General features: G+C 77.0%; 24 protein-coding genes and 1 pseudogene. 15 read left to right on the forward strand and 10 right to left on the reverse strand.

Going from position 1 to position 24,398, the window contains the following annotated elements:
• Positions 1 to 35: 35 nt before the first annotated feature.
• The 3 genes from JIG38_RS21190 to JIG38_RS19080 all read right to left on the reverse strand — a co-directional run bounded on the left by JIG38_RS21190 (position 36) and on the right by JIG38_RS19080 (position 3,667).
• On the reverse strand, positions 36 to 3,029 hold the full coding sequence (locus tag JIG38_RS21190) for a helix-turn-helix transcriptional regulator (RefSeq protein WP_307845040.1): 2,994 nt from the start codon (positions 3,027 to 3,029) through the stop codon (positions 36 to 38).
• A complete protein-coding gene (locus JIG38_RS19075) occupies positions 3,011 to 3,226 on the reverse strand; it encodes a hypothetical protein (protein WP_199425244.1) in 216 nt (71 codons plus the stop codon). The genes JIG38_RS21190 and JIG38_RS19075 overlap by 19 nt, the downstream gene beginning before the upstream one ends.
• A 171-nt stretch (positions 3,227 to 3,397) precedes the next feature.
• Positions 3,398 to 3,667 (reverse strand): DUF2277 domain-containing protein, encoded by a 270-nt coding sequence (locus JIG38_RS19080; RefSeq protein WP_199425245.1) that lies wholly within the window; start codon positions 3,665 to 3,667, stop codon positions 3,398 to 3,400.
• A 106-nt stretch (positions 3,668 to 3,773) separates the two neighbouring features.
• Here JIG38_RS19080 and JIG38_RS19085 point away from each other — a divergent pair, with 106 nt between their 5' ends.
• The 6 genes from JIG38_RS19085 (at position 3,774) to JIG38_RS19110 (ending at position 8,037) form a co-directional block, all read left to right on the forward strand.
• Positions 3,774 to 4,376, forward strand: coding sequence for a pentapeptide repeat-containing protein (locus JIG38_RS19085; protein ID WP_199425246.1), 603 nt, complete (start codon positions 3,774 to 3,776; stop codon positions 4,374 to 4,376).
• 68 nt (positions 4,377 to 4,444) lie between these two features.
• Entirely contained in the window at positions 4,445 to 5,437 is a 993-nt protein-coding gene (locus JIG38_RS19090) for a Gfo/Idh/MocA family protein (RefSeq protein WP_199425247.1), read from the forward strand.
• A gap of 100 nt (positions 5,438 to 5,537) precedes the next feature.
• Positions 5,538 to 5,837, forward strand: coding sequence for a hypothetical protein (locus tag JIG38_RS19095; RefSeq protein ID WP_307845041.1), 300 nt, complete (start codon positions 5,538 to 5,540; stop codon positions 5,835 to 5,837).
• Between the two features lie 19 nt (positions 5,838 to 5,856).
• Positions 5,857 to 6,540, forward strand: a complete 684-nt coding sequence (locus JIG38_RS19100; protein ID WP_307845042.1) for an HAD family hydrolase — start codon at positions 5,857 to 5,859, stop codon at positions 6,538 to 6,540.
• Between the two features lie 142 nt (positions 6,541 to 6,682).
• Positions 6,683 to 7,177 (forward strand): ATP-binding protein, encoded by a 495-nt coding sequence (locus JIG38_RS19105; protein WP_233405283.1) that lies wholly within the window; start codon positions 6,683 to 6,685, stop codon positions 7,175 to 7,177.
• A 56-nt stretch (positions 7,178 to 7,233) separates the two neighbouring features.
• Positions 7,234 to 8,037: a CPBP family glutamic-type intramembrane protease gene (locus JIG38_RS19110; RefSeq protein WP_199425248.1), complete on the forward strand. Its 804-nt coding sequence runs from the start codon at positions 7,234 to 7,236 to the stop codon at positions 8,035 to 8,037.
• A 247-nt stretch (positions 8,038 to 8,284) separates the two neighbouring features.
• Here the strand turns inward: JIG38_RS19110 and JIG38_RS19115 are convergent, their stop codons facing one another.
• The gene (locus tag JIG38_RS19115) at positions 8,285 to 12,196 is read right to left on the reverse strand and encodes a S8 family serine peptidase (protein WP_199425249.1); all 3,912 of its coding nucleotides are present in this window, start codon (positions 12,194 to 12,196) and stop codon (positions 8,285 to 8,287) included.
• Between the two features lie 300 nt (positions 12,197 to 12,496).
• Here JIG38_RS19115 and JIG38_RS19120 point away from each other — a divergent pair, with 300 nt between their 5' ends.
• Positions 12,497 to 12,748, forward strand: a complete 252-nt coding sequence (locus JIG38_RS19120) for a PspC domain-containing protein (protein WP_307845043.1) — start codon at positions 12,497 to 12,499, stop codon at positions 12,746 to 12,748.
• Between the two features lie 61 nt (positions 12,749 to 12,809).
• Here the strand turns inward: JIG38_RS19120 and JIG38_RS19125 are convergent, their stop codons facing one another.
• Both JIG38_RS19125 and JIG38_RS19130 read right to left on the reverse strand, forming a co-directional pair.
• Positions 12,810 to 13,040: a hypothetical protein gene (locus JIG38_RS19125; protein ID WP_199425251.1), complete on the reverse strand. Its 231-nt coding sequence runs from the start codon at positions 13,038 to 13,040 to the stop codon at positions 12,810 to 12,812.
• Between the two features lie 62 nt (positions 13,041 to 13,102).
• The gene (locus JIG38_RS19130; RefSeq protein ID WP_199425252.1) at positions 13,103 to 14,518 is read right to left on the reverse strand and encodes an MFS transporter; all 1,416 of its coding nucleotides are present in this window, start codon (positions 14,516 to 14,518) and stop codon (positions 13,103 to 13,105) included.
• A gap of 173 nt (positions 14,519 to 14,691) precedes the next feature.
• On the opposite strand from JIG38_RS19130, the gene JIG38_RS19135 reads away from it, so the two are divergent.
• Both JIG38_RS19135 and JIG38_RS19140 read left to right on the forward strand, forming a co-directional pair.
• Complete coding sequence (locus JIG38_RS19135; protein ID WP_199425253.1) at positions 14,692 to 15,630, forward strand: hypothetical protein; 939 nt, start codon at positions 14,692 to 14,694, stop codon at positions 15,628 to 15,630.
• Positions 15,627 to 15,983 carry a GntR family transcriptional regulator gene (locus JIG38_RS19140; RefSeq protein WP_307845044.1) on the forward strand — a complete coding sequence of 119 codons (357 nt, stop codon included), beginning with the start codon at positions 15,627 to 15,629 and terminating at the stop codon, positions 15,981 to 15,983. Before JIG38_RS19135 ends, JIG38_RS19140 begins: the two co-directional genes overlap by 4 nt.
• A 4-nt stretch (positions 15,984 to 15,987) precedes the next feature.
• Here JIG38_RS19140 and JIG38_RS19145 read toward each other — a convergent pair whose 3' ends face one another.
• Together JIG38_RS19145 and JIG38_RS19150 are read right to left on the reverse strand one after the other, a co-directional pair.
• A complete protein-coding gene (locus JIG38_RS19145) occupies positions 15,988 to 16,842 on the reverse strand; it encodes an ABC transporter permease (protein WP_199425254.1) in 855 nt (284 codons plus the stop codon).
• Entirely contained in the window at positions 16,839 to 17,882 is a 1,044-nt protein-coding gene (locus tag JIG38_RS19150) for an ATP-binding cassette domain-containing protein (RefSeq protein ID WP_199425255.1), read from the reverse strand. Before JIG38_RS19150 ends, JIG38_RS19145 begins: the two co-directional genes overlap by 4 nt.
• 100 nt (positions 17,883 to 17,982) lie before the next feature.
• Here JIG38_RS19150 and JIG38_RS19155 point away from each other — a divergent pair, with 100 nt between their 5' ends.
• Positions 17,983 to 18,765 carry a TetR/AcrR family transcriptional regulator gene (locus JIG38_RS19155; protein WP_199425256.1) on the forward strand — a complete coding sequence of 261 codons (783 nt, stop codon included), beginning with the start codon at positions 17,983 to 17,985 and terminating at the stop codon, positions 18,763 to 18,765.
• Between the two features lie 30 nt (positions 18,766 to 18,795).
• Here JIG38_RS19155 and JIG38_RS19160 read toward each other — a convergent pair whose 3' ends face one another.
• On the reverse strand, positions 18,796 to 19,530 hold the full coding sequence (locus JIG38_RS19160; protein WP_199425257.1) for a glutamine amidotransferase: 735 nt from the start codon (positions 19,528 to 19,530) through the stop codon (positions 18,796 to 18,798).
• A 268-nt stretch (positions 19,531 to 19,798) separates the two neighbouring features.
• On the opposite strand from JIG38_RS19160, the gene JIG38_RS19165 reads away from it, so the two are divergent.
• A complete protein-coding gene (locus JIG38_RS19165; protein ID WP_182112993.1) occupies positions 19,799 to 20,002 on the forward strand; it encodes a cold-shock protein in 204 nt (67 codons plus the stop codon).
• Positions 20,003 to 20,152: 150 nt separating this feature from the next.
• Here the strand turns inward: JIG38_RS19165 and JIG38_RS19170 are convergent, their stop codons facing one another.
• The gene (locus tag JIG38_RS19170) at positions 20,153 to 20,449 is read right to left on the reverse strand and encodes a hypothetical protein (protein WP_199425258.1); all 297 of its coding nucleotides are present in this window, start codon (positions 20,447 to 20,449) and stop codon (positions 20,153 to 20,155) included.
• Between the two features lie 211 nt (positions 20,450 to 20,660).
• Between JIG38_RS19170 and JIG38_RS19175 the strand changes: the two genes are divergently transcribed.
• From JIG38_RS19175 to JIG38_RS19190, 4 genes and pseudogenes are all read left to right on the forward strand, one after another.
• Positions 20,661 to 21,176: an RNA polymerase sigma factor gene (locus tag JIG38_RS19175; protein WP_307845045.1), complete on the forward strand. Its 516-nt coding sequence runs from the start codon at positions 20,661 to 20,663 to the stop codon at positions 21,174 to 21,176.
• Positions 21,177 to 21,260: 84 nt separating this feature from the next.
• Positions 21,261 to 22,751: a hypothetical protein gene (locus JIG38_RS19180; RefSeq protein ID WP_199425259.1), complete on the forward strand. Its 1,491-nt coding sequence runs from the start codon at positions 21,261 to 21,263 to the stop codon at positions 22,749 to 22,751.
• Positions 22,748 to 22,999 (forward strand): hypothetical protein, encoded by a 252-nt coding sequence (locus JIG38_RS19185; RefSeq protein ID WP_199425260.1) that lies wholly within the window; start codon positions 22,748 to 22,750, stop codon positions 22,997 to 22,999. Before JIG38_RS19180 ends, JIG38_RS19185 begins: the two co-directional genes overlap by 4 nt.
• Before the next feature lie 440 nt (positions 23,000 to 23,439).
• A pseudogene (locus tag JIG38_RS19190) lies at positions 23,440 to 24,398 on the forward strand (hypothetical protein); the annotation flags it as partial.

The raw sequence follows: 24,398 nt of genomic DNA on the forward strand, positions 1-24,398 counted from the left end.
GCCCCAGCCGCCGCGTCGCACCCACCCCGCCGGCGTCAGCGCAGGCCCGCGCCCTCGGTCGGCCCGGCGACCGCGGCGAGCCCGCGCCGGTGCGCGACCGTCACGGCCTCGGTCCGGCTCGAGACGCCCAGCTTCGCGAGCACGTTGGAGACGTGCACGCTCACGGTCTTGCCGCTGATGAACAGGCGCTCGCCGATCTGCCGGTTGCTGAGTCCCTCGGCGACCAGGCCGAGCACCTCGGCCTCGCGCGCCGTGAGCAGGTCGGTCGTCACCCGCTGCCCCGGGAGCTCGACCCGCCCCCGCCGGGCGAGCGCGCTCACGGCGGCCCCCAGCGGTGCGGCGCCCATCGCGCGCGCCTCCTGCGCGGCCCGCGCGAGCTGCGCAGCGGCCTCGTCACGTCCGCCCGCACCCAGCAGCGCCTCGGCCCAGCGCCACCGCGAGCGCGCCTCCTCGTACCGGTACCCGTAGCCGAACGCCTCCGTCGCGACGCGCCACGCCTCGGGGTCCGGCGCGGCGCCCGTGGCCGCGGCGCGCAGGCGCGCGTGCTCCGCGCGGGCACGCTCGAGCCACGCCTGGCCCTCGGGACCCAGGCGCCCGCCCCGGGGCCGACCGCGCTCGGCCGACGACACGGCCCGCGCGAGCAGGCCGTCGCCGACGGCGAGGCGGCCCGCGGGGTCGACGCCTGCCAGGCGGTCCTCGGTCGCCGCGTCGGCGAGGGCCGCGATCCCGAGCGCCGCGAGCCAGATGCCGCCGAGGAAGTAGTCGGACCACGTCCGGTTCAGGTGCTCGATGAGCCGCTCCGCGAGCGCGAGCGCCTCGTCGAGCTCGCCCGCCCAGGTGAGCGCGTCGACCGTGCAGCCGCCCGCGATGAGCGCGATCTGCCCGTCACGCGTCCACTCGGGCTCGAGCGCGCGACCGCGGGCGACGGCGTCGGCGTCGCCGCGCGCGACCGCGGCGTAGAGCCGCACGGAGGTGAGCAGCGGGGTGACCCACCCCGGTGCCTCCGGGTCGGCGACGTCCATCGCCGTCGCGCGCAGGTCGCCGCGCGCGTACCGGACGAGCTCGACGAAGAAGGCCTGCGCCTGGCCGAGGTCGCTGCGGGAGAGGCCCGCCGCGCGGCTGCGGGCGACCGCCGCGTCGAGCGCCGCCGACGCCGCGTCGAGCCTGCCCGCGTAGTAGTGGGTCGTCACGAGGTTGTAGGCGCAGCGCTGCTCGGTGACGAGGTCGCCCGCCTCGACCGCGCGCAGCCGCGCGGTGTCCAGCAGCGCGGCCGCGGCGTCCGGGTCGTCGACGACGAGCACCGCGAGCGTGGCGAGGGCGTCCGCCTCCGCGTCCGGCCGCCCCGCGGCGCGCGCCACCTCGACCGCCCGGTCCGCGCTCGCCGCGGCGTCGTCGTCCCGGTCGGCGTTGAGGCACGCGCGGGCGTGGATGGCGAGCGTCCAGGCGCGGTCGGCGGGGTCGGCGTCCTCCGGCAGGTCCGCGAGGGCGCGCTCGGCGTGCCGCAGCGCGCTGTGGACGTGGTCGGCGGCGAGCAGCATCTGCGCGAGGCGGGCCCGGGCGGGGGCCTGCCGTGCCGGGTCGCCCTCGGCGGCCTCGACGGCTGCGCGCGCGTGCGTCGCGGCGCGCTCGAGGCGGCCCGCACGGCTCGCGGCCTGCGCGGCCGCGATGGCGAGGTCCACGCGGTCCGCCGCGAGGTCGCCCTCGGCGACGGCGTCCCACAGGCCCAGCACGGTCTCGAGATGGTGCAGCTCCTCCTCGGGCGCCAGCAGGCGGGCCGCCTCCTCGGCCGCCTCGAGCGACGCGCGCACGGCCGTCTTGGCGTCGTGGCTGCGCTGCGCGTGGTGCGCGCGCTGCGCCGCGGTGCCGAGCGACTCCTCTGCGAGCATCGCGTCGAGGTAGGCGCGGTGCAGCGCGACCTGCTCCCCGGGGAGGAGGTCCGTGTAGACGACCTCGGCCAGCAGCGCGTGACGGAAGGCGATGCGGCCGTCCTCGTCGCCGAGCACGTGCGTCGCCACGGCTTCGCGCAACGCCTCGTCGAAGCCCGTGCCCTGGGTGGTCCAGACCGCGCGCAGCAGGGGCTCCGCGACGCGGCGCCCGGCCACCGAGGCGACGCGCGCGAGGCGCTGGACGGTCGGGTCGAGCTGGTCGAGGCGCGCGCGCAGGACGTCGGCGAGCGACCAGGGCAGCACGTGGTCGTCACCCGCCTCGAGCAGCTCCTCCGCGAAGTAGGCGTTGCCCTCGGAGCGCTCGTGGACGCTGCGCAGCACGTCGTGGGGGACCGGCCCGCCCGCGACGGCGCGCACGAAGGTCTCGAGCTCGTCGGGCGTGAAGGGGGAGAGGTCGATCCGCTCGACGCGCGGGTGGCGCCACAGCTCGGCGAGCACGGGGCGCAGCGGGTGCCGGCGGTGCAGGTCGTCCGCGCGGTAGCTCGCGACCACGAGCAGGTGCTCGGTGCGCAGGCGCGCGACGAGGAAGCGCAGCACGTCGCGGCTCGACGAGTCGGCCCAGTGGAGGTCCTCGATGACGAGGACGAGGGGCGCCCCCGGCGTGCCCACGGCACCGAGCACGGCGGTGAGGCCGTCGAACAGCTGGAGCCGGCTGCCGGCGTCCTCCGGCCCGTCCGCCCCGGGCACCGGCCCGCCCCCTGCGCGGTCGGTGCCCTCGGCGGGGCGGGTGGACGGGACGAGACGGCCGAGGGCGGGCCTGGCCTGCACGACGCGGTCGACGAGATCAGCGGTGCCGGGCGGCGTCCCCTCGGTGCGCGTGCGCAGCTGGGTGAGCGCCTCCGCGAAGGGCAGGTAGGGCAGGCCGACCTCGCCGAGGTCGACGCAGTGCGTCGTGACGACCGTCGCCCCCCGCTCCGCGGCCATGCCGGCCACGTGCGTGAGCAGGCGCGTCTTGCCGACGCCGGCGTCGCCGCCGAGCAGCACGAGGGACGGGCTCCCCGCGGCCGCCCGTTCGAGCGCGTCGCGGATCGCCGCGACCTCGCGCTCGCGGGCGACGAAGGCGGTCATCGGGCTGCGTGCCATGCCCCCGATCCTGGCAGCGACCACCCACGCGCGTCAGCGCGCGTCTCGCTGCCGGCGGCCCGCCCGGCCGTGCGGCCGGACCGGACCCGCGCCCGCCGGCCGGTGCGCACCGAGCGCGCCGCGAGCTGCGCGGTCATCTGCTCGCGCCGGTAGTCGACCTCGGCCTGGAGCGCCGGTCCCCACATGGTGCTGCTCATCGTGATCTCCTCCGTCGCGCCGGCGGTCTGCCGGCATGGAGATCACGGTGCTCGTGAGGCCCGGGGGTCGGGATCGGTCGACCTCCCGGTCCTGCGGGGCCGGACCGCCTCAGGTCCGTGCCTGAGGCGGGTCTGAGGCGGCCTGAGGTACCTCAGACGGCGTCGGGCCGCCTAGGACGCGTAGCGCTCGGCCGCGCGGGCCCGGCGCTTGGCCGCCTCGGTCTCGCGGTCCTTGGGCGGGGCGGTCGTCACGAGGTCCTCGAGCAGGTGCCGCGTCGCGTGCGCGATCTCGGCGACCGCGCGGTCGAACGCCTCGCGGTTCGCCTGCGACGGCTTGGTGGTCCCGCTGACCTTGCGGACGTACTGCAGCGCGGCGGCGTGGACCTCGTCGTCGGTCGCCTCGGGCTCGAAGTTGTGCAGGACGTGGATGTTGCGGCACATGTCCCCGACGGTAGGACGCCGCCGCCGCCCTGTCACGACCCACCGCGCCGCCCTCGGCGCGGGGGGCGGGGTCGACGCCGTCGGGCCCGTGCGCCACGATCGGCGGATGGCCGACGCACCCCAGACCACCAGCCGCGTCGTCGGGGAGGACTGGTACGGCCGCGACCTCTCGCGCGTCGAGCACCGCCGCGTCGCGTTCGTCGACGTCGACATGACCGAGGTCACCGGGACGGGCGCGGTCTTCGAGGACTGCACGTTCGCGGGCGTGCGGTTCAACGCGTCCGTGCACGTCGAGGCGGCGTTCGCCAACTGCACGTTCCGCCGCTGCTCGTTCTTCGACGCCCGCTTCGAGCGGTGCAAGCTCGTCGGCTCGTCGTTCGACGGCTGCGCGCTCGGCGCGCTCGCCGTCGAGGGCGGGAACTGGGCCCTCGTCCGGATGCGCGGCGCGGACCTGCGCTCGGCGCGGTTCACCGGCACGCGCCTGCGCGAGGCCGACCTCACCAACGCCGTGCTCACGGGCGGCTCGGTGCGCGACGCGGACCTCTCCGAGGCGTGGCTCCAGGGCGCCGACCTCACGGGCGCGGACCTGCGCGGGACGGAGCTCGCCGGCATCGACCCGACGACGGTCCAGCTGCGCGGCGCGATCGTCCTCATCCCCCAGGCGGTGACCCTCGCCGAGGCGCTCGGCGTCGAGGTCCGGGTCGAGTAGCCCGCCGGAGGCGCCGGCCCCCTGGACGCGGCGACCGCCGGCCGCTCCCGGCTCGGTAGCGTCGTGCCATGGACGAGATCCGGTGGGGCATCATCGGCGTGGGCGACGTCACCGAGGTCAAGAGCGGCCCCGGGTTCCAGCAGGCCGAGGGCTCGAGCCTCGTCGCCGTCATGCGGCGCGACGGCGCCAAGGCCCAGGACTACGCGCGCCGCCACGGCGTCCCGCGCTGGTACGACGACGCGGACGCCCTGCTCGCCGACCCCGAGGTCGACGCGGTCTACGTCGCGACCCCGCCCGACACGCACCGCCACTACGCGGTGCGCGCGGCCGCGGCGGGCAAGCCGGTCTACGTCGAGAAGCCCATGGCGCGCACGGCGGAGGAGTGCCGCACCATGATCCGCGCGTGCGACGCCGCGGGCGTCCCCCTCTTCGTCGCCTACTACCGGCGCGCGATGCCGCGCTTCCGCACCGTCGCGACGCTCCTCGCCGACGGCGCCGTCGGCGACGTGCGCGCGGTCACGGTCCGGACGACGTCGGGCCCGGGGACCTGGGAGCACGGCCACCTGCCCTGGCGCGTGCTGCCCGAGATCGCGGGCGGCGGGCTCTTCGTCGACCTCGGCTCGCACACGCTCGACCTGCTCGACCACCTGCTCGGCCCGCTCGGCGACGTGCGCGGCACCGCGACGAACCTCGGCGGGCACTACCCGGCCGAGGACACGGTGACGATGACCTTCCGCGCGGGCGCGGAGGTCGAGGGGACGGGCCTGTGGTGCTTCGCGGCCCACGAGCGGACCGACGAGGTGTCGCTCGTCGGCTCGCGGGGCACGCTGCGCTTCTCGACGTTCGGGGACGAGCCGCTGCGCCTCACGACGGCGACCGGCGAGCGCACCATCGAGGCGCCCAAGCCCGCGACGGTCCAGCTGCCGCTCATCCAGACCGTCGTCGACGCGCTGCGCGGGGTGGGGGAGTGCCCGAGCACCGGCACGACGGCGCTCCGCACCGCCGAGGTCGTCGACACCGTGCTCGCGGGCTACCGCGACCGGATGAGCCTCGGGTCCTGACGCGGGGGCTCGCGGCCGCGTGCGCGACCCGTCCCTTCCCCGGCGGCGCCGGCGGTCGTCGTGTCCGGCGAGCGGCGCCGCGTGGTCCACACTGGTGCGCGTGACCGAGCAGCCGACCGGCCCCGAGCACGCGACCGCACCCCCGCCCGCGGCCGAGCCCGTGAGCGCGACGCTGCGCGACGCCAAGGCCCGCGCGCGCTCGACCCACTACACCGTCGGCACGGTCCGCACCGACCCGGACGGCACCGTGTGGCTCCCGTGCTCGTGCGGGACGCAGCTGCGCAACGGGCCCACGTGGACGCTCGACGAGCACGTGCGGCTGCACCGCGCCGAGGCGAAGTACCTCGAGCTCTCCGCCGCGGCCCCGCCGGGGATCCCCCGGCTCATCACCCTCCCGTGAGGCGTGCGAGGCTGGACCGGTGACGAGCCCGACCCGCGCCGCCCTGCCCGCAGCCCTCGACCGGCCCTTCGCCGGTGTCCTCTTCGACATGGACGGCACGCTGATCTCGTCCGTCGCGTCCGTCGAGCGCTCCTGGGCGACGCTCGCACGCGAGCACGGCGTCCCCGCGTTCTCGTTCGACGACTTCCACGGCGTCCCCGCGCGCCGGATCCTCGACACCGTCCTCGCGGACCGGTCCGCGCGCGACCGCGACCTCGCCTACGAGCGGATCCTCGAGCTCGAGCTCGTGGACCTCGAGGGCATCGCCGTGCTGCCCGGCGCCCTCGAGGCGCTCGCCGTCCTCGCCCCGCGTGGCCTCTGCGCGGTGGTCACGTCGTCGACCCGCGACCTCGCCGTCGCGCGCCTCGGCGCCGCAGGGCTCCCGGTCCCGGCCGCGATCGTGACCGCGGACGACGTCGTGCGCGGCAAGCCCGACGCCGAGCCCTTCGTGGCGGGCGCCGCCCGGCTCGGCGTCGACCCCGCCCACTGCCTCGTGGTCGAGGACGCGGCGGCGGGCGTCGCCGCGGGACGCGCCGCGGGCGCGACCACCGTGGGCCTGCTCACGACGACCGCCGACCTCGCGGCCGACGTCGTCGTCGCCGACCTCGCGGCCCTGCAGTTCTCCGTCGACGCCGACGGTGGCGTGCGCGTGGGGGCTGCATGACGACGGGCGCACCGACACGCCGCGGGTCGGCCGACGGGTGCTGCCCGCAGAGTTCTGGCAGGCTCGACACGTCGGTGGTCAGCCCGGGCGCCGGCCTGAGAGGGTGGGACCGAGTGCCCGCCGGCGCCGCGAGGGAGGTCGCATGAGTCCTGACCGGGCCCGGCGCACCTCCACGGGATCCACCCTGCGTCTCGTCGGCCAGGACGCGTCCGGCGTCGACGACGACGCGCCCCTGGGGACGGGCGAGGACGGCGTCGAGAGCATCGTCCTCCCCGGGCAGCGCCAGTCGGTCGGCATGGGGCGGCACTGGGTCGTCCGGACCGCCGCCGAGGGCGGCGTCGTGGGCATGGCCAACCAGGTCGTCGAGCTCCTGTCGAGCGAGCTGCTCGCCAACGCGGTCCTGCACGGCGGCGAGGGCGGCGCGATCGGGGTCCAGGTGCGGCACACCGCCACCACGGTCCGCGTCTCGGTGAGCGACGGCGGCTCGCTCGCGCCCGTCGTCCTGCACCGCGAGCCGAGCGCCCCGAGCGGGCGCGGCATGGCGATCGTCGAGGCGATGTCGACCCGCTGGGGCGTGGACGACCACGCCGAGGGCGGCAAGACCGTCTGGTTCGAGCTGGACCTGGACGACTTCTGAGCACGCCCGCCGACGCCGCGGCCGACGCCGGGACGACCCCGGCGGAGCCGCCCGCCGTGCCCGGGCACCCCGCGAACCTCGTCGCGGCCGTGCTCGTCGCGGGCGGCGGCTTCGCGCTCTTCGGCGTCCAGCAGGCGTGGGTCGGCTACGGGCTGCTCGCCGCGTCGCTGGCCGTGGCCGCCGTCGTCGGGCGCCTCGTGGGCCACCTCGCGCTGCTGCGCGACCTCGCGCTCGTCGCCGTCGGCCTGGTGATCATGAGCCTCGTCGAGGTCAACACCGAGGTGACGAACGAGCACATCGCGTCGATGGGGACCGCGATGGTGCTCGCCGTCGCGGTGCCCTACCTCGTCTCGCGCTACGTCTACCGCGACCACGCGGTGCGCTTCCCGTTGCGCGCGGGGCGCTGGACGCGGTTCGAGAAGGTGTGGCTCGTCGCCGTCGTCGTCATCGGCTACGCGGTGCTGCCCGTCTACATGATCCGCACCGGCGTCTACGAGAACTGGCCCGCGGTCGAGGACGCCGAGGGCGTCGGTCGGCTGTTCCTCGGCACGAACGCGCTGGGCATCTGGGACGAGCTGTTCTTCGTGTGCACGTGCTTCACGCTGCTGCGCCGGCACCTGCCCTGGTGGCAGGCGAACCTCGTCCAGGGCGTGCTCTTCACGTCGTTCCTGCACGAGCTCGGGTTCCACGCGTGGGGGCCGTGGCTCATCTACCCGTTCGCGCTCGTCCAGGGCTACACCTTCAAGGTCACCCGGTCGCTGACGTACGTCGTGTGCGTCCACCTCCTGTTCGACCTCGTCCTGTTCCTCGTGCTGCTGCACGCGCACCAGCGCGACTGGTTCCCGATCTTCGTCTACTGACGCCGCCGCCCTCTCCGGGCGCCCTCCCGGCGCCCTCCCGACGCCCGTCCGGACGCTCGGACGCGAGCGTCCGTGCGAACCGGCACGTCCTGGACGCGTCCGTCTGCACGGACGCTCGGATCCGCGCACCTGGACCGGGGCGGGCGGGGGCGTGGTGGCGGGAGGGCGGGCCCAGGGACGACCGGGCCCCCGGACGACGGAGGGCCCGGCACCTCGTGGTGCCGGGCCCTCCGTCGTCATGCGACCGTCAGCGACGCACGACCCTCAGGTCACGCTCGACCGACGACGGCGCCACCCACGGGTTGCCCGTGTAGGTGTACGTCAGGTGGTGACGTCCGACCGCGAGGTCGTCGGGCAGCTGGATCGCGACGAGCCCCACGCGGCCGAGGGTCACGACGTCGGCCTCCGCGATCACCTCGCCGTTCTCGCTCACCTCGACCGTGCCGAACGGCCGGGCGCCGTCGGTCCACACCATGCCGACCGCCCAGGCGCTCTGCCCGGCGCGGACCTGCGCCGGCGCCTGCATCACGAGGTGCGACGTGATCCGTGCCCGCACCTCGACCGTGACGACCTCCGACGACGACCCCGTCCAGCGCGGGCTGTCCGGCGTGAAGACCGCCTGGAGGGCGTGCGTGCCCGCGGCGAGCGGGACGGCCTTCCACGCGTGGCCGTTCCGGACCGGCGCGGTGCCGAGCTCGGTCGTGCCGTCGAGGAAGGTCACGGTGCCCGTGGCCTCGGGCGGTGCGACGTGCGCGTCGAGCCGGATCGGGGCGCCGTCACGCAGCACGCTCCGGTCCAGGCTCAGCGTCGTCGTGGTGGGCGTCGCGACCGGGGCGGTCACCTCGACCACCTCGGCACGGCTGCCGTCGGCGTTGGCGTTGTGCAGCAGGAGCAGCTGCGCGTCGCCCGTGGTCGGTGCGCGGTGCACCGTGATCGTCGCGCCGTCGCCCGACTCGAACCACAGCGAGTCCGGCGTCGTGCCCTCGAACCAGAACGGGGGCGCGTACGGGTCGGCGGTGAACGGCTCGACGGAGTCGATGTCGCCGCTCGCGTCGGTCGCGTAGGCCGAGGCCGTGGCGACCGAGAACGTGGGCACCTGGCCCGGCGCGATGAGGACCTCCTCGCCCGCGAGCGGGATCGGCACGACGAGCACGTCGTTGTCGAACACCGTCGTGAACTGGTCCGCCCAGACCCCGTTGACCGGGATCTCGCCGACGATGTCGCCCGCGTCGTAGCCGCCGGCGCCGTCGGGGACGAGCTCGTACGTCGTGGCGACCGTGAGGTCGACCTCGGGCACGTACTTGAGGACCGCGGTCTCGTAGTCCCAGACGCCGTCGCTGTCGACGTCGGTCCGGACGTAGGGGATCGTGGTGAGCGAGCCGAGGTTGGCCCACTGGCCCTCGGTCGCGATGCCGATGCCGATCGTGCCCGCACGCGGGTCGCCGCCCGCCGCCGCGATCTGCGGTGCCGTGGAGGAGAAGCCGACGTAGCGGATGTCGCCCGCGGCGACCGACGACTCGGACGTCGCCTGGCCGGACGGGTCGTCCTCGAGCTGCGGGCTCGTGGCGACGAGGGTCAGCGGCGCGACGTGCGACGCCCAGCCCTCGGTCGTGACCCCGCGGCCCTCGAGCACCAGCGGCGCCGTCGTCGCGGCCTCGTCGGCGAACGCCACCGGCTGGGCGGAGAGGTCGCTCACCGGACGCGGCGCGGCCTGGACCGGGACACGCAGCTCGCTGCCGTAGGCGGGCGTGAGCACGAGGCGGCCCGCGATCGTCGTGACGAACTCGCGCGGCAGCACGTCGAACACGGCCGGGTCGGACGTCGGGTCGATGTCCCGCGTCAGGCCCTCCGGGTCGACCGTGAGCGTGAGGGTGACGAGCGCCTCGTCGCCCGGGGCGACGGTGATCGACGCCGGCGTGGTCGTGATCGTGGCGCTGCCCGCCGTCGTGGAGCCGGAGAACGACGTCGCGAACGTGCGCGGCTCGTCACCGGTGTTGCGGACCGTGACCTGGCGCTGCTGCACCACGGTCTCGGCGCCGACGTCGACGATCCCGAAGGTCACCGAGACGAGCTCGGGGTCCTGCGTCGCGTACGCGATGACGTCGGTCGTCACGGCGTCGAGCGCGTCCACGCGCCCGGACCCGACGCGCTCGGGCCCGAAGGCCGGGCCGCCCTGGCCGAGCTCGCTGTAGACGTCGTGGGTCGCGGTGTTCATCACCGCGGCCTTGACCTGCTCGGGCTCCCACCCGGCGTGCTGCTGCACGACGAGCGCGGCGATGCCCGCGACGTGCGGCGTCGCCATCGAGGTGCCCGAGATGGTGAGGACGTCGTCGCCCGTGCCCGACGCCGTCGAGGCGATCCGGGTGCCCGGTGCGGCGACGTCGGGCTTGACGATGCCGAGCGAGCCGTGGACGCCGCGCGAGGAGCCGGCCGCGAGCGTGTCCGCGGTGGCCGGGTCCGTGACGAGCGACGCGTTGGCGAGCGACGGGCCCACGTGGGCCACGAGCGTGCCGGCCTGGATCTCCGGCATGAGCAGGTCGGTCTCGGTCGCGGTGAGCTGCGCGCCGGGGATGGCGGCGTTGCCCGAGATGCCGGCCGAGAACACCGGCAGCTCGGTGCCGATGAGGACGCCCACGGCGCCGGCGGCGGTCGCGTTGTTCCAGCGCACGACGCTGCCGCAGACGCGCGTCGCGTCGACGTCGTCCCACCACAGCCACGCGATCTTGCCCGCGACGGCCGCGGCCTGCTCGGGCGTGAACGGCGTGCAGCCGTCGAACTCGCCGACGTAGGCGACCGGGGCGGTCACGTCCGGGCCGCCGTAGTTGACGGTGTTCTGCGCGGCGTGCAGGCCGACGAGCGACGGGTCCGCGGCCTCGACGACCTCGATCGCGTCGTACGTCTGCGTGTCGGCGACCGAGTTGGCGACGGTGAGCGACGTCCGGGAGTTGCCCGGGCTGCCGCCGATGTCGGTCGCGTCGCCCGCGTTGCCCGAGGCGATCACGGAGAGCACGCCGAGACGGCTCAGCTCGTCGATGAAGAGGTTCTCGGGGTCGTCCGCGGCCGAGTAGTCCGAGCCGAGCGACAGGTTGACGATGTCGAGGTGGTCGTTGAGGTCGCCGTCGCCGTTGGGGTCGGCCGCCCACTCGAGGGCGCTGATGACCAGGCCCGTGCTGCCGCCGACGTCGCCGAACACCTTGAGCGCGTAGATGCCGGCCTCGGGCGCGGTGCCGGGGCCGATCCGCATGTCGGAGAGGTCCGTGAGCGTCGTGTAGTCGCCCTCGAACGTCGTGCCGTCCGCGTCGGTGCCGTAGCCCGCGGCGCTGCCCGCGACGTGCGAGCCGTGGCCGCCGCCGCCCGTGTGGATCGCGTCGATGGGGTTCGCGTCGGGGTCGGGCGTGGTGTCGGTGTCGGCGTCGTACGTCGGGCCGGCGAAGTCCCAGCCGCCGAGGTACTTGGCGGGGTCGAAGAGGCCGTCCGGCACGGGGCCCGTGCCGTCCGTGCCGTAGGCCTCGGCGTACGCCTCGAGCGTGCCGGGGCCGCCGAAGTTGGCGTGCGTGTAGTCGACTCCGGTGTCGATGACACCGATCGTGACGTCCTGGCCGGTCAGGCCCGTGGACTGCCACGACTCGAGGGCTCGCGTGAAGACGTCGGCGCCCTTGTTGGCCGGCTTCTTCGGGACGATGAGGTGCACGCGCACGACGTCGGGCCGGGCCGCGAGCTCGCGGATCTCGGCCGCGTCGCCCGCGACGACCACGCCCGCGACGAGGTTGGACGTGACCTCGAGCGCCTCGGGTGCGGCGGCCTCGGGCACGACCTCCTCGGCCAGCGCGGCGACCTCCTGCTCGACCGCGGCGACCTGCGCGTCGCTGCCGCCGGCCTGGGCGGTCTCGACGGCCGAGGCGGCGTCGAGCTGCACGAAGGCGGTGACCGGGCCGGACGCGGACGCGAGGTTCGCGGCGACCTTGCTGTCGGCGGCCGCGGCGTCGTCGTCCTGCGGCGCGGGTGCCTTCGGCAGCTCGCGCGCGACGGGCACGCCCTGGGCGCCGGGTGGCGGGGGCTCGGGTGCCGTGGGCGCGGCCTGTGCCGCTCCGATCCCGGCGAGGGGCAGCGCGAGCGCTGCGGCGGTGAGTGAGGCCAGGATCGGGCGGCGTACGCGCATGGTGCTTCTTCCCCTCGGCGGTGCGTTGCCCGGCGCGTGGTCGGGCGCGTCACGTCGTCGTGGAGCCCGGGCTACTCGTCGGTAGCCGCACCCTAGCCCGGGTGAAGTTCCGGGTGAAGTCCCCGTGTGGGACTTGTGCTGGCGGTGTGTGACTGTCGCATGACGCGCGGGCGACCCTCAGGAGCGTCTCGGGGTCGGCGCGTGAACCCCGGGGTCGGTTCAGGGGAGGTCCCGATGTGCCCGTGCCCGCCGCAGGCGCACGCTGGAGACCTCGCACGAACCACCACCGGGAGAGACGCTGTGAACATCCACGAGAGCCTGTACCGCCAGGGCTGGTCCCGTCCGCAGGAGGGACGCGTGATCGCCGGCGTGTGCGCCGGCGTGGCGCGCCGCCTGGGCCTCACGCCGTGGGGCGCGCGCGTGCTCGTGCTCGTCCTGCTCGTCGCGCTGCCGGGCTCGCCGCTGATCCTCTACCCGGTCCTGTGGGTGCTCATGCCCGCCGACCGGTACGTCGCCGCCGGGCCGGTCGTCACGCCGCCGACGGCGGTCTGACGCGCCCGGGCGCGGGCGGGGAGGGACCGCCCGCGCCCGGCCGGCGTGCCGGCCCGACGGATCAGGGCAGGGGTGCCGCGAGGAGCGGCGCGGGCCCGCCGAAGAAGCACCGGCACGGGCCGTCGTCGTGCACGAAGCGCGTCGACGGCCGGGCCGCGCACGGCACGCGTGCCGCGGCGCCGTCGACCGGGCGGGCGCCCGCGAGCGTCAGCACGGCCCCCGTGATCGCACGTCGGTCACCGGTCCGGACCGCGGACGCGGCGGGTCTCGGCGTCGACGTCGTCGTGAGCACGCTCTCATGGTGCCCGCCGCCCGCCGTCGTGCCCGGGACCCGGCGCCGACGGCGTGTCGAGGTCAGGCCGCCGTCCGGACCCGTCCGCCCGCGACCGCGGCGCCCAGGGCCAGCGCCGCGGCGACGCCGAAGCACGTGAGGTACGCCGCCACGACGTCCTGGGCGTGGAGCGCCGCGAAGAGCGGCCCGCTGACGGCGAGGACCAGCGCGACGGTGAGGGCCTCGGCGAGCTGCAGCGACGAGCTGTTCGCCCCCTGCTCGGCGGGCGCCGAGAGACGCAGCGTGAGCAGCGAGAGCGTCGGGTAGACCATGCCCATGCCGAGCCCGGACAGCCCCCAGCCGACGAGCCCGACCGCGACCGGCACGGCCTCGAGCGCCGTCGTCGCACCGAGCGCGATGCCGGACGCGAGCAGCGCGCCGCCCACGCGCAGGACCGCCGGGTCCGACCAGCGCCCCTCCTGGCGACCCCGCAGCCACGAGCCCGTCGACCAGAGGACCGCGGCCGTCGTGAGGGCGAGCCCGGCGACCGCGGGCCGCAGCCCGCGCTCGGACACGAGGACGAGCGGCAGGAACACCTCCGCGCCGAAGAAGCCGGCGGCGAACAGGCCGCGGAGCACGACGACGGTCGGCAGCCCGCGCGCGAGACGCAGCGAGCCCCGGGGGAGCAGGGCCGGCGCCGACACGGCGACGAGCACCAGGCCGGCGAGGACGGCCGCGCCCGCAGCCGCGCCGTCCTGCTGACCCGCCCAGTGCAGGGCGAGCGCGCCGCCGCCCGCGCCGACCGCGCTGGGCAGACGGCGCCGGGCGGGCGGCTGCGCACCCCCCGGGTCCGCGTCCGACGGCGCGGCGTCGACGACGTCGCCGGGGCCGCCGCCCGCGGTGAGCGCGGGCCGCAGCGCGACGGCCGCCGGCAGCGCGAGCAGCGGGACCCCGAGGAACACCCAGCGCCACCCGAGGGTGTCGGAGACGAGCCCCGCGAGCGCCGGCCCGACCACCGCGGGCAGCACCCACGCCGCGGCGAAGGCCGCGAAGACGCGCGCCTGGAGCCGGTCCGGGTACACGCGGGCGACGAGCACGTAGAGCGCGACGCCGATCATCCCGCTGCCGAGACCCTGCACGACGCGGCCCGCGACCACGAAGGGCATCGCCGGGGCCGTGCCCGCGACGGCGAGGCCCGCGACGAAGAGCGCGACGCCCGCGAGCACGGCGCCGCCGGGGCCGCGCCGGTCGCTCCACATCCCGGCCAGCACCATGCCGACGACCGACGACGCGACGGGGGCGGCGAACGCCATCGCGTAGAGCTCGAGGCCGCCGAGGGCGTCGACGACCGTGGGCATGGTCGTCGTGACCGCCAGCGCCTCGAACGCGTTGAGCGCGACGAGGAGCAGCATCGCGACGGTCACGCCGCGCAGCCCGGGCGCCCAGGGCGACGTCGGTGCGCCGTCGTGCGCGGTGCGGGTCGGGACGTCGGCAGACATGGCTCTCCAGGTGGGTGAGCGCACAGCCTGCCCGGCGGCGGCGGGGCGCGTCGAGCGCGTTCCGCGATCGGCGGACGGCCGTCTTGTCTGTGTCAGGACTGTACTGCTACGTTGAGACAGTTCTCAGTACAAACTCTGCGCTCACAGGCGCCGCGCACCGCCCCGGGGGACCGATGGACTTCCTACCGCTCATGCCGTTCCCCGTGCTCGCCACGGCCGTCGTGCTCCTGCGCCACGCGACGCCGCGGAGCCGCCTCCTGCGGGCGCACGACTTCGCCCGCAAGGTGGACCTGCGGCTCGAGGACCCCGACGGCGACGGCGTCGTCACGCGGCGGCTCGCCCGTCGCCGGGGCGCGGGCGCGGTCGGCGGGCTGGTGCTGGGTGTCGCCGCGGCCGTCGCGGCGCCGGCCCCCGACGCGGACGCGGGCTTCGCCTCGAGCGGGCTCCTCCTGGTCGTCCTCGGCTGGCTGGCCGGCTACGCCGTCGGCTCCGCGGTGATCGCCTGGTACGAGTCGAGCCGTCCCGTACGGCCCGGGCCGCGGCTCGCGCGGGTCACCGTCCCGGAGCACGGCGACTACGTCGCACGGGTCGAGCGGTGGGGGGCGTGGGTCACCGCCGGCGTCTCCGCCGCGGTCGCCGGCGGGCTGGCCGCCGTCGAGGGGCTCGGCCTGGTCGAGCTGGGGCCGCTGCCCGGGGCGCTCGTGGCGGCGGCCGTCGTCGTCCCCGTGCTGCTCGTGGTCGTCGACGAGCTCGCCGCCCGCTGGCTGCTGGGCCGGCGGCAGGCCGCGGCCACGCCGCTCGACCTCGCGTGGGACGACGCGCTGCGGTCCCTCACGCTGCGTGACGGCGTCACCGTCGCGCTCGTCGCCGGCGTCTACCTGCCGCTGCTGCTGCTGGGCGCGATCGGCGACGGGCTCGAGGGCGGGTGGCCGGCCAACCCGGCCGTCGGCCTGGTGAACGGCCTCTTCGCGGCCCTGCTCCTGGCGCTCCTCGGCGTCGGGGTCGCGAGCATCGCCCTGCGGCCCGAGCGCCACTTCCGCCGCCGGCTCTGGCCCACGCCGCCGGTCGCGCCGGACGTCCCGGCGGCAGGCGCGACGGGCGGTGCGCGGTGATCCTCGGGGTCGACCCGACGTCGCACGTCCCGCCGTTCGAGCAGGTCCGCTCCCAGGTGGTCGCGCTCGTGGACGCCGGCGCGCTCGTCGCCGGGACGCGCCTGCCGACCGTCCGGCGCCTCGCCGACGACCTCGGCCTCGCGCCCAACACGGTCGCCCGCGCCTACCGCGAGCTCGAGCAGTCGGGCGTCGTCGTGACGCGCGGCCGCCACGGGACGTTCGTCGCCGTGCGCGGCGAGGACCGCGAGCGCGAGGCCGCCGTCGCGGCCCAGCAGTACGTGCGCCGGCTGCGCGAGCTCGAGGTGGACGTCGACGCGGCCGTGCGGCACGTCCGCGCGGCGTTCGGCGGCTGACGCGTCAGCGCTCGAGGCGCTGCCAGCGGTGCACGGAGAGGGCGACGAACACCACGGTGAGGACCGTCGGCCACGCGACCGCCACCGCCAGTGCGTGCTCGGCGAGCCACCCGTCGGCGTGGGCCCCCGGGTTGCCGAAGAGCTGGCGGGTCGCGGCCACCGTCGCCGCCATGGGGTTGACCTCCGCGACGGCCCCCATCCAGGCCGGCATCGTCGACGCGGGGACGAACGCGTTCGAGAGGAACGCGAACGGCCACACGAGGATCTGCACCGCCATGACCAGCCCGGGGTCGCGCGAGACGAGCCCGAGGTGGATGCCGACCCAGAGGAACGCGAACCGCAGCCAGAGCAGCAGGGCCACGGCGGCGATCGTCTCGCCGAGCGTCCCGTGGGCCCGCCAGCCCACGACGAGGCCGCAGACGAGCATGACGCCGAGCCCGAGGGTCGAGGCGAGCATGTCCGCGATCGCGCGCCCCAGGACGACGCCCGAGCGCGCCATGGGCAGCGACCGGAAGCGGTCGGTGACGCCGCGCTGGGCGTCGGTCGCGACGGCGGTGAGCGTCGACTCCAGGCCGAAGACCATGGTCAGCGCGAACATCCCGGGCATGAGGAAGTCGAGGTAGTCACCACCTCCCGGCACGGCCATGCCGCCGCCGAGCACGTAGCCGAACATCACGACCATGAGCACGGGGAAGAGCAGGCCGACGGCGAGCTGGCCGGGCTGGCGCCGCCAGTGCTGCAGGTCGCGCAGGGCGACGGTCCACCCGTCGGCGAGGGCCCAGGCGAGGCGGCGCCCCGGTCCCTCGCGGACGGGGTCGTGGGGCGCGCGGGTGAGGCCCGCCACGTCGACGGCGCTCATGCGGCCACCCCCGTCGCGCGCGCCGGGCGTGCGCCGTCCGGCGCGGGCGCGGGATCCGGGGCGGCGCCGTCCGGCGGCTCCGCGGGCCGGCCGGTGATCCGCAGGTAGGCCTCGTCGAGCGTGGGCCGCCGCAGGCCGACGTCGACCGGGGGGAGCCCGGCCGCGTCGAGCGCGCGGACGACCGCGGTGAGCGCCGCGGCGCGGTCCGTCACGGGCGCGGTGACGAGGTCGGGGCGCGCCGCCGGCTCCTCGACGTCGACGCCGAGCGCGGCCGCGACGAGCCGCGCCGCCTCGGCACGACGGCCCTCGGCCACGACGACGTCGATCCGGTCGCCGCCGATCGCGGCCTTGAGCTCGTCGGGCGTGCCGCGGGCGACCACGCGCCCGCCGTCGAGCACGGCGACGTCGTCGGCGAGGCGGTCCGCCTCCTCGAGGTGCTGGGTCGTGAGGAGCGTCGTGACGCCCTGGTCGGCCAGGCCGCGCACGGCGCCCCAGACCTCGAGGCGCGCCTGCGGGTCGAGGCCGGTCGTGGGCTCGTCGAGCAGCAGCACCGGAGGCGCGACGAGCAGGCCGGCGGCGAGGTCGAGGCGACGGCGCATGCCGCCCGAGAACTGCCGGACCGGGCGGTCGCCCACGTCGGCGAGCCCGAAGCGCTCGAGCATCGCGTCGGCCCGCCGGCCGGCCTCGCGCCGGCCGAGGTGGTGCAGCCGGCCGAACATCACGAGGTTCTGGCGCGCGCCCAGCACCTCGTCGAGCGCGGCGTGCTGCCCCACGAGCCCCACGCGCCGCCGGACGGCGTCGGGCTCGCGGACGACGTCGTGCCCGGCGACGCGGACCTCGCCCGCGTCGGGCCGCAGCAGGGTCGCCAGCACGCGGACGGTCGTGGTCTTGCCCGCGCCGTTGGGGCCCAGGAGCGCGAGGACCGTCCCGGCGGCGACGTCGAGGTCGACGCCGTCGAGCACGGGCCCGGACCCGAAGGTCTTGCGCAGGCCGCGCACGCGGACGGGAGGAGAGGTGGTCGGGGAGAGGGGGTGGGACACGGTGACCTCGCTTCCGGAGCGGAACCACGTATGCCGTACGGGGATGCGCCGAGGACGCTACCGTACGCTGTACGGAGATGGCAAGCGCGAGGATGGTCGCATGACCCAGACGACCGGCGCCGGCGACCCCGCGCGCAGCATGGCGCTCCTGTGGCGCACGCCCGGCGACGCCGTCCGGCCGGGCCCGAAGCCGGGCCTGGACGTCGACCGCATCGTGCGCGCGGCGGTCGGGCTGGCCGACGACGAGGGGGTCGCCGGCCTGTCGATGCGGCGGGTCGCGGACCGCCTCGGGGTCGCGCCGATGTCGCTCTACACGCACGTCCCGGGCAAGGGCGAGCTCGTGGACCTCATGGTCGACGCGGTCCTCGGCGAGTCGTACGGCCCGGGCGGCCCGGCGTCGGGCCCGTGGCCCGAGGGCATGGGCTGGCGCGACCGGCTCGAGCGCGTCGCACGCGACGCGTGGGAGGTGCACGTCCGCCACCCGTGGCTGCTGCGGGTGTCGACCGCGCGGCCGCCGCTGGGCCCCGCGATCATGGCCAAGTACGAGCGCGAGCTCAGCGCGGTCGACGGCCTCGGCCTCGACGAGCTCGAGATGGACTCGGTCGTGACGCTCGTCAACGGGTTCGTGTCGGGGACGGTCGTCGGGCTGGTCGAGAAGGCCGAGGTCGAGCGGCTCACGGGCGTCACCGAGCTCCAGTGGTGGGAGGCGACGGCGCCCTACGTCGACCGCGTGTTCGACCCCGAGCGCTTCCCGACCGTCGCGCGCGTCGGGCCGGTCGCGGGCGAGGCGCTCCAGGCCGCCGTCGACCCCCACCACGCGTTCTCGTTCGGCCTCGAGCGGCTCCTCGACGGCGTCGCGGCGCTCGTCGCGCGCCGCGCGTAGCGCGACCGCACGCGCGGACCGCGCGGCGGGTCAGCGCGCGTAGCGGGCGACGAAGGCGGCGAGCAGGCGCGGCGGGGCGTCGACGACGGCGTTCGTGACGCGCTCGACCACCAGGCCGAGCTCGTGCGGCGGGAAGTACCCCGCGTCGCGGTACACCTCGACCCGCGTCACCATGCCCGGCGCGTCGAGCTCGGGGTGGAACTGGGTCGCGTAGAGGTTCCTGCGGATCCGGAACGCCTGCACGGGGCACCCCGGTGAGCTCGCGAGCACGACCGCGCCGGGCGGCGGCACGCGCACCGCCTCCTTGTGGCCGACGAAGGCGTCGAACGTCGGGGGCAGCACGGCGAACACCGGGTCCGCGCGACCGGCCGGCGTGAGCGTCACCGGGACCGCGCCGACCGGCTCGCCGTACGTGCGGTCGATGAGGCCGCCCTGGTGCACGCCGAGGGTCCCGACGCCGTAGCAGGCGCCGAGGAAGGGGAAGTCGCGCGCGACGACCTCGTCGAGCAGGCCGCGCAGCTCCGCCTCGACGCGGTGCTGGACGTCCGACTTCTCCTCGGGAGCGTCGCTCGCGTTGAAGGGGCTGCCGCCGACGACGACGCCCGACCAGTCGTCGAGGTCGATCGCGGGGAGCGGGCCGGACTCGAGCCTGACCCGCCGGATCTCCCGCTCGGGGTCGAGACCGCCGAACCGCGCGATCGCCTCGAGCTCGCCGTCGGCGGCGGCGTCGTCGGCCCTCGTGCTGAGGAGGAGGAACGGCCTCACGCGTCCGAGGGTAGGGCTCCGGGGCGGGCCCGGCAGGTCCGGGAGCGCGGCCGGCGGGCGCCGGCGATCAGCCGGGTCGTCGCTGCCCCTGGCGGTCCGGGCGGGTTTGCCGTAGCGTGAGCACCGAAGTTGCTGTGCTTGCACGTCTCGAGTGCGCCCGGCCTCCACGGCCAGGCGCATTTTCCTTACCAGGAGCGGACGACGAACACCGCGCTTGATGCGGCCCCGCAGACGCGGGACCGTCCCGACACTCCTGAAGGAGACTGCCATGGCTACTGGCACCGTGAAGTGGTTCAACGCCGAGAAGGGCTTCGGCTTCATCGCCCCCGACGAGGGCGGCGCCGACGTCTTCGCCCACTACTCCGCGATCGCGACGAGCGGCTACCGCTCGCTCGAGGAGAACCAGAAGGTCGAGTTCGAGGTCAAGCAGGGCCCCAAGGGCCCGCAGGCCGACAACATCCGCCCGCTCTGATCCTCGCGGACACCTGCTTCACCGGGCGGCACGCCGCCTAGGAGAGCTCTGACGAGAGCCCCGGTCCTCACGGACCGGGGCTCTCGTGCGTCCGGGGCGGCGCGTCGGGCGCGTCGTCGGGCGCCGTCGCCCGTCGCGACGGACGCCGCGTCAGAAGTTGAGGTCGCTCGCCGGGTCGTCGGCCGTGGGGTTGGGCTCGGCGGGCATCGACCGGCCGGCGTACGGGTCCGCGTCGTCGCCGAGGTCGCCCTCGCCGCCCTCGCGCCCCTCGTCGACCGCGGGGTCCGTGCGGGCGTCGGGCGCGTCGCCCTCGAGCGGGGTGCCGTCGGGGCCGTCGTCGGCCGGGCGCTCGGCGCCGCTCTCGACGGGGCCGGCGAGCGAGCGCAGCTCGTCCGCGCGCGACTGCGCGTCCGACACGGGGTAGTCGTCCTGCGGCGCGTGGGCCATGGCGTCTCCGATCTCTCGCGGCTGCTGCTGAGCCTCCTGCCCCGACCGTAGGTCCGCGCGCCCGGCCCCGCGCGGCGGGGACGACCGGCCGGCGGCCCGGCCGGCCGGGTGACGCCGCGCGAACCCGTGGCGCGCCTCGTGCAAGGAACCGCGGCACCGCGACACAGTGCAGGTGGACGGCGGCCGCCGTCCCCTGCCCGGAGGAGCACGCGTGCGCGACGAGGCCTGGTTCGACGCGCTCTTCCGCGCGCACTCGACCGCGGTGTACCGCTACGTCGCGCGCCGCGCCGCGCGCGACGACGCCCAGGACCTCACCGCCGACGTGCTGGCCACCGCGTGGCGTCGCCGCGACGACGTGCCCGACGGCGCCGAGCTGCCCTGGCTCTACCGCACCGCGTCCTACGTCCTCGCGAACCACCGCCGGAAGGGCCGGCCCACGCCGGTCGAGCACCTCCCGGAGGAGCCCGACGACGACGCCGACCCGGCCCGGCTCGCCGTCGCCGACGACGACGTCCGGCGGGTGCTCGCGCTGCTCACGCCGCGCGACCGGCGCATCCTCCTGCTGCACGCGTGGGAGGGCCTCGACGGCGACGCGCTCGCCGCCGTGCTCGGCGTCAGCCGGGGCGGAGCGGACGCCGCGCTCTCGCGGGCCCGTGCGCGGCTGCGCGAGGCCTGGTCCGACGCGTCGGGTGCAAGGGACGACGTCGACGCGACACAAGCACGGTGAGGACGCCCGCCTGACGGCGACGCCGCCCCCTGCGGCCGACGGCCCGCGCCCCGCACGCCCGACCCGCCCCACCTGGAGGCCACCGTGGACGAGAACGACCCCCGCACCCCCGACGCCCAGGGCCCCGCGGGCACGCCCGCGGCGGGCGAGCCGCGTGCGGCCGCCCCCGGCGTCGAGGCCGCCGGCACGTCGCCCGAGGCCGAGGCGCGCCTGCGCGCCGCCGACCCCGCGGGCGACGTCGTCCCGGACGCCGTCGCACTGCGTGCGGCGGTCGACGCGGCCCGCGCCCGGGCCGAGGCCGTCGGTCCCGACGCCCCGACCGCCACGCGCGACGAGCTCGCCGCCCGGCGTGCGCGCCGGTGGACGGGGTGGCCCGCGCGCGCGGCGGGCGTCGCGGCCGCGGCGCTCCTCGTCGGGGGCGGCGGCGGGTACGCCCTGGGGGCCGCCGGTACCGAGCCGGCCGCGCCCGCGAGCGACGTCATCACCGCCGGCAGCGCACCGGCGCCCGCGCCCATGACGGCGCCCGAGACGGCCGCCGGCGCGGCGGACGTCGCCGGCGGCGTCGCCCTGTCGTCCCGCGTGGCCGGGACCGACATGGCGTGGTCCGGCTGGGGCCGGACGGTGTTCACGTCGTCCGGCCTCCCGGACGACGGCGGCACGGCGCAGGCCTGGGGCTTCGACCCCGCCGCGGCGTTCACGCAGGAGCGCGTCGCCGCCGCGGCCGCCGCACTCGGCGTCGCGGGGGAGCCGGAGCTGACCGACGGCGTCTGGGGCGTCGGGCCGCGCGACGGCAGCGGCGCGGGCGTGACGCTCTACGCGGACGGCACGGCGACCCTCAACTACTACGACCCCACCAAGGACCCGTGGTCCTGCTCGCCCGCGGTCGCGACGGACCCCGCCACCACGTCCGAGGGCTCCGGGTCGTCCGGCGGCGCGGCCGAGCCCTCCGTCGGGATCCCGGAGCAGTGCGGGGAGCGGGACCTGGGGGCGGCGCCCACCGGCGACGCGGCCGTGGGCGCCGTGCGCGACGCGCTCGCAGCGCTCGGCCAGGACCCGGCGTCGTACGAGCTCGTGAGCGAGGACTACGGCGACACGATGTGGACGTACGTGACCGCGCACCACGTGCTCGCGGGCCAGCGGACGGGGCTGACGTGGAGCGCGTCGCTCACGGGGGCGGGGCTCCAGTCGCTCTACGGCTCGCTCGCGCCGGTCGTCGACCTCGGGGAGTACGGCGTGGTGAGCCCCGCCGAGGCCGTCGAGCGGCTGGGCGACCCCCGCTTCGGCACCGCGTGGGGCGGCCCCGTGCGCTACCTCGAGGGCGCCGAGCAGGCCGTGACGGACCTGGCCGTGCCGCCGTCGGGCGAGGTCCCGGCGACGCCCGAGCCGGGCGGACGGTTCGCGTGGCCCGTCGACGAGGTGACGATCACGGACTTCCGGCTCGGCTCCGCGCTGCACGGGCTCCCGTCGGGCGCCGCCGCGCTCCTGCCGACGTACGAGCTCATCAGCGCGGACGGCGCCGTGTGGACCGTGCTCGCGCTCACCGAGGACGCGCTCGACCTCGGACCCGTCGGGTGACCGACGACCGCCGCGAGCCGCGCGGACCCGGGGGGCCCTCGCCCCGGGCCGGCGCGCGTGCGGCGACGGACGGCGTGGCGTCCGGTCCGGGCGGCGCGGGCGACGGTGCCGACCGGCCCGGGCGGCTCGCGCGGGTGGTCGAGCCCGACGGGCTCGAGCGGGAGCTGCGGCGCATGGTCGTGCTGCACCGGCGGGCGCTGGTCCGGCGCGTGGCGCGCTCCCCGCGGGCGGGTGGCGCCCGCGCCTGAGCGGTCCGGCGCGGTCGCCGCCGCGCGCCGCACGACGTCCGCGTGCCGTCCGCGTGACGGCCGTGCCGCGCACGGGTGATTGTGCGGCGGGGCGGCGCGCGGCGTAGGTTCGTTGCCGCGCGCGGTGCCGCACGGCACCCTGCGGCGCCCTCGGGCGCTCGAGCTGCCGTCGGGGGTGAGGGTCCGTGGAGGAACGTGACGTGGAGGTCGGCCGACCGCTGACCCGCCGCGAGCTGCGCGCGCTCCAGGCGACGGGCGAGGTCCCGGTCGCCACGCCGCGCCGTGCCGCCGACGGCCCGACGCCCGGGCCGGGACCGTCCGCCGCGCCGGACGTTCCCGCGCCTGATGCCCCTGCGCCTGATGCTCCGGCGCCTGATGCTCCGGCGGCCGATGCTCCGGCGGCCGCTCCTGCGTCCGATGCTCCTGGGCCCGTCGCGGGCGTGACCGACGAGGCGGGCGCGCCCGACGCGGCCGTGCCCGCGGCCGTGCCCGACGTCGCCCACGGCGCGACCCCGCGGCCGGCGACCTCGTGGTCCCCGGTCGCGCCCGACGACGGGGGCACCGTCGAGCTGCCCCTCGCGGCGATCGAGGACGCGGCGCGCGGGGGCGGGTCCGGACCGGACGCCGACGCAGCGGCCGACGACGCCGCGACCGACGACGCCGCGACCGACGACGCCGGCACGGGACCGGACCCGGCGTCGGACCAGACCGACCCCTGGCAGATGGCGGTCGGCTGGTCGCTGCGCCAGGAGGTCCCGCGGCGCCTGCCGCCCGAGCCCGAGTTCGACGACGTGCGCTGGGACCCGGTCGAGGCCGGGACGCCCCGGCACCCGTTCGCCCCCGTGACGCCCCCGGCGGCCGCGGCCGACGGCGAGGCCTCGACGGGCCCGGGGTCCGCACCGACCGCACCGACCGCCCCGACCGCCGCCCCGACCGCACCGCCCTCGCCCGCAGCGTCCGCGCCGCCCTTCGCGGCGCCACCGCCGTCGGGACCGCCGCCCGTCGCCGAGACCCCGGTCGCCGGCGCGCCGCCGGCGCCGCGCACCCCCCGCGCCTCGGGCGACGACGCCCCCACCCCGCCGCAAGGAGTGCCGATGGTCCCCGCCGACGACGCCGTGCCGGGCGGCGAGACCTTCGCGCACGAGGAGGCTGCCGCCGCGCGCGATGACGACGGCAGCCCCGTCGAGGCCGCCGAGGGCACGCCCTCCGCCGCGGACGCCACCGTCCCGCGCCGCACGTCCGCGCGTCCGGCCGCCGGACCGCGCTGGGCGTCGACCCCACCGCCCGCGCCCGCGCGCGCCGGCGTCGCGGGGGCCCCGGCGCCCGCGGCGCTCGGCGGCCCCACGCCGCCGTGGCCCGGCCCGGTCGTCCTGCCGGGCGCGTCCTCGACCGCGGCGTC

It is taken from the genome of Actinotalea solisilvae, assembly GCF_016464425.1.
In the GTDB taxonomy this organism is placed as follows: domain Bacteria; phylum Actinomycetota; class Actinomycetes; order Actinomycetales; family Cellulomonadaceae; genus Actinotalea; species Actinotalea solisilvae.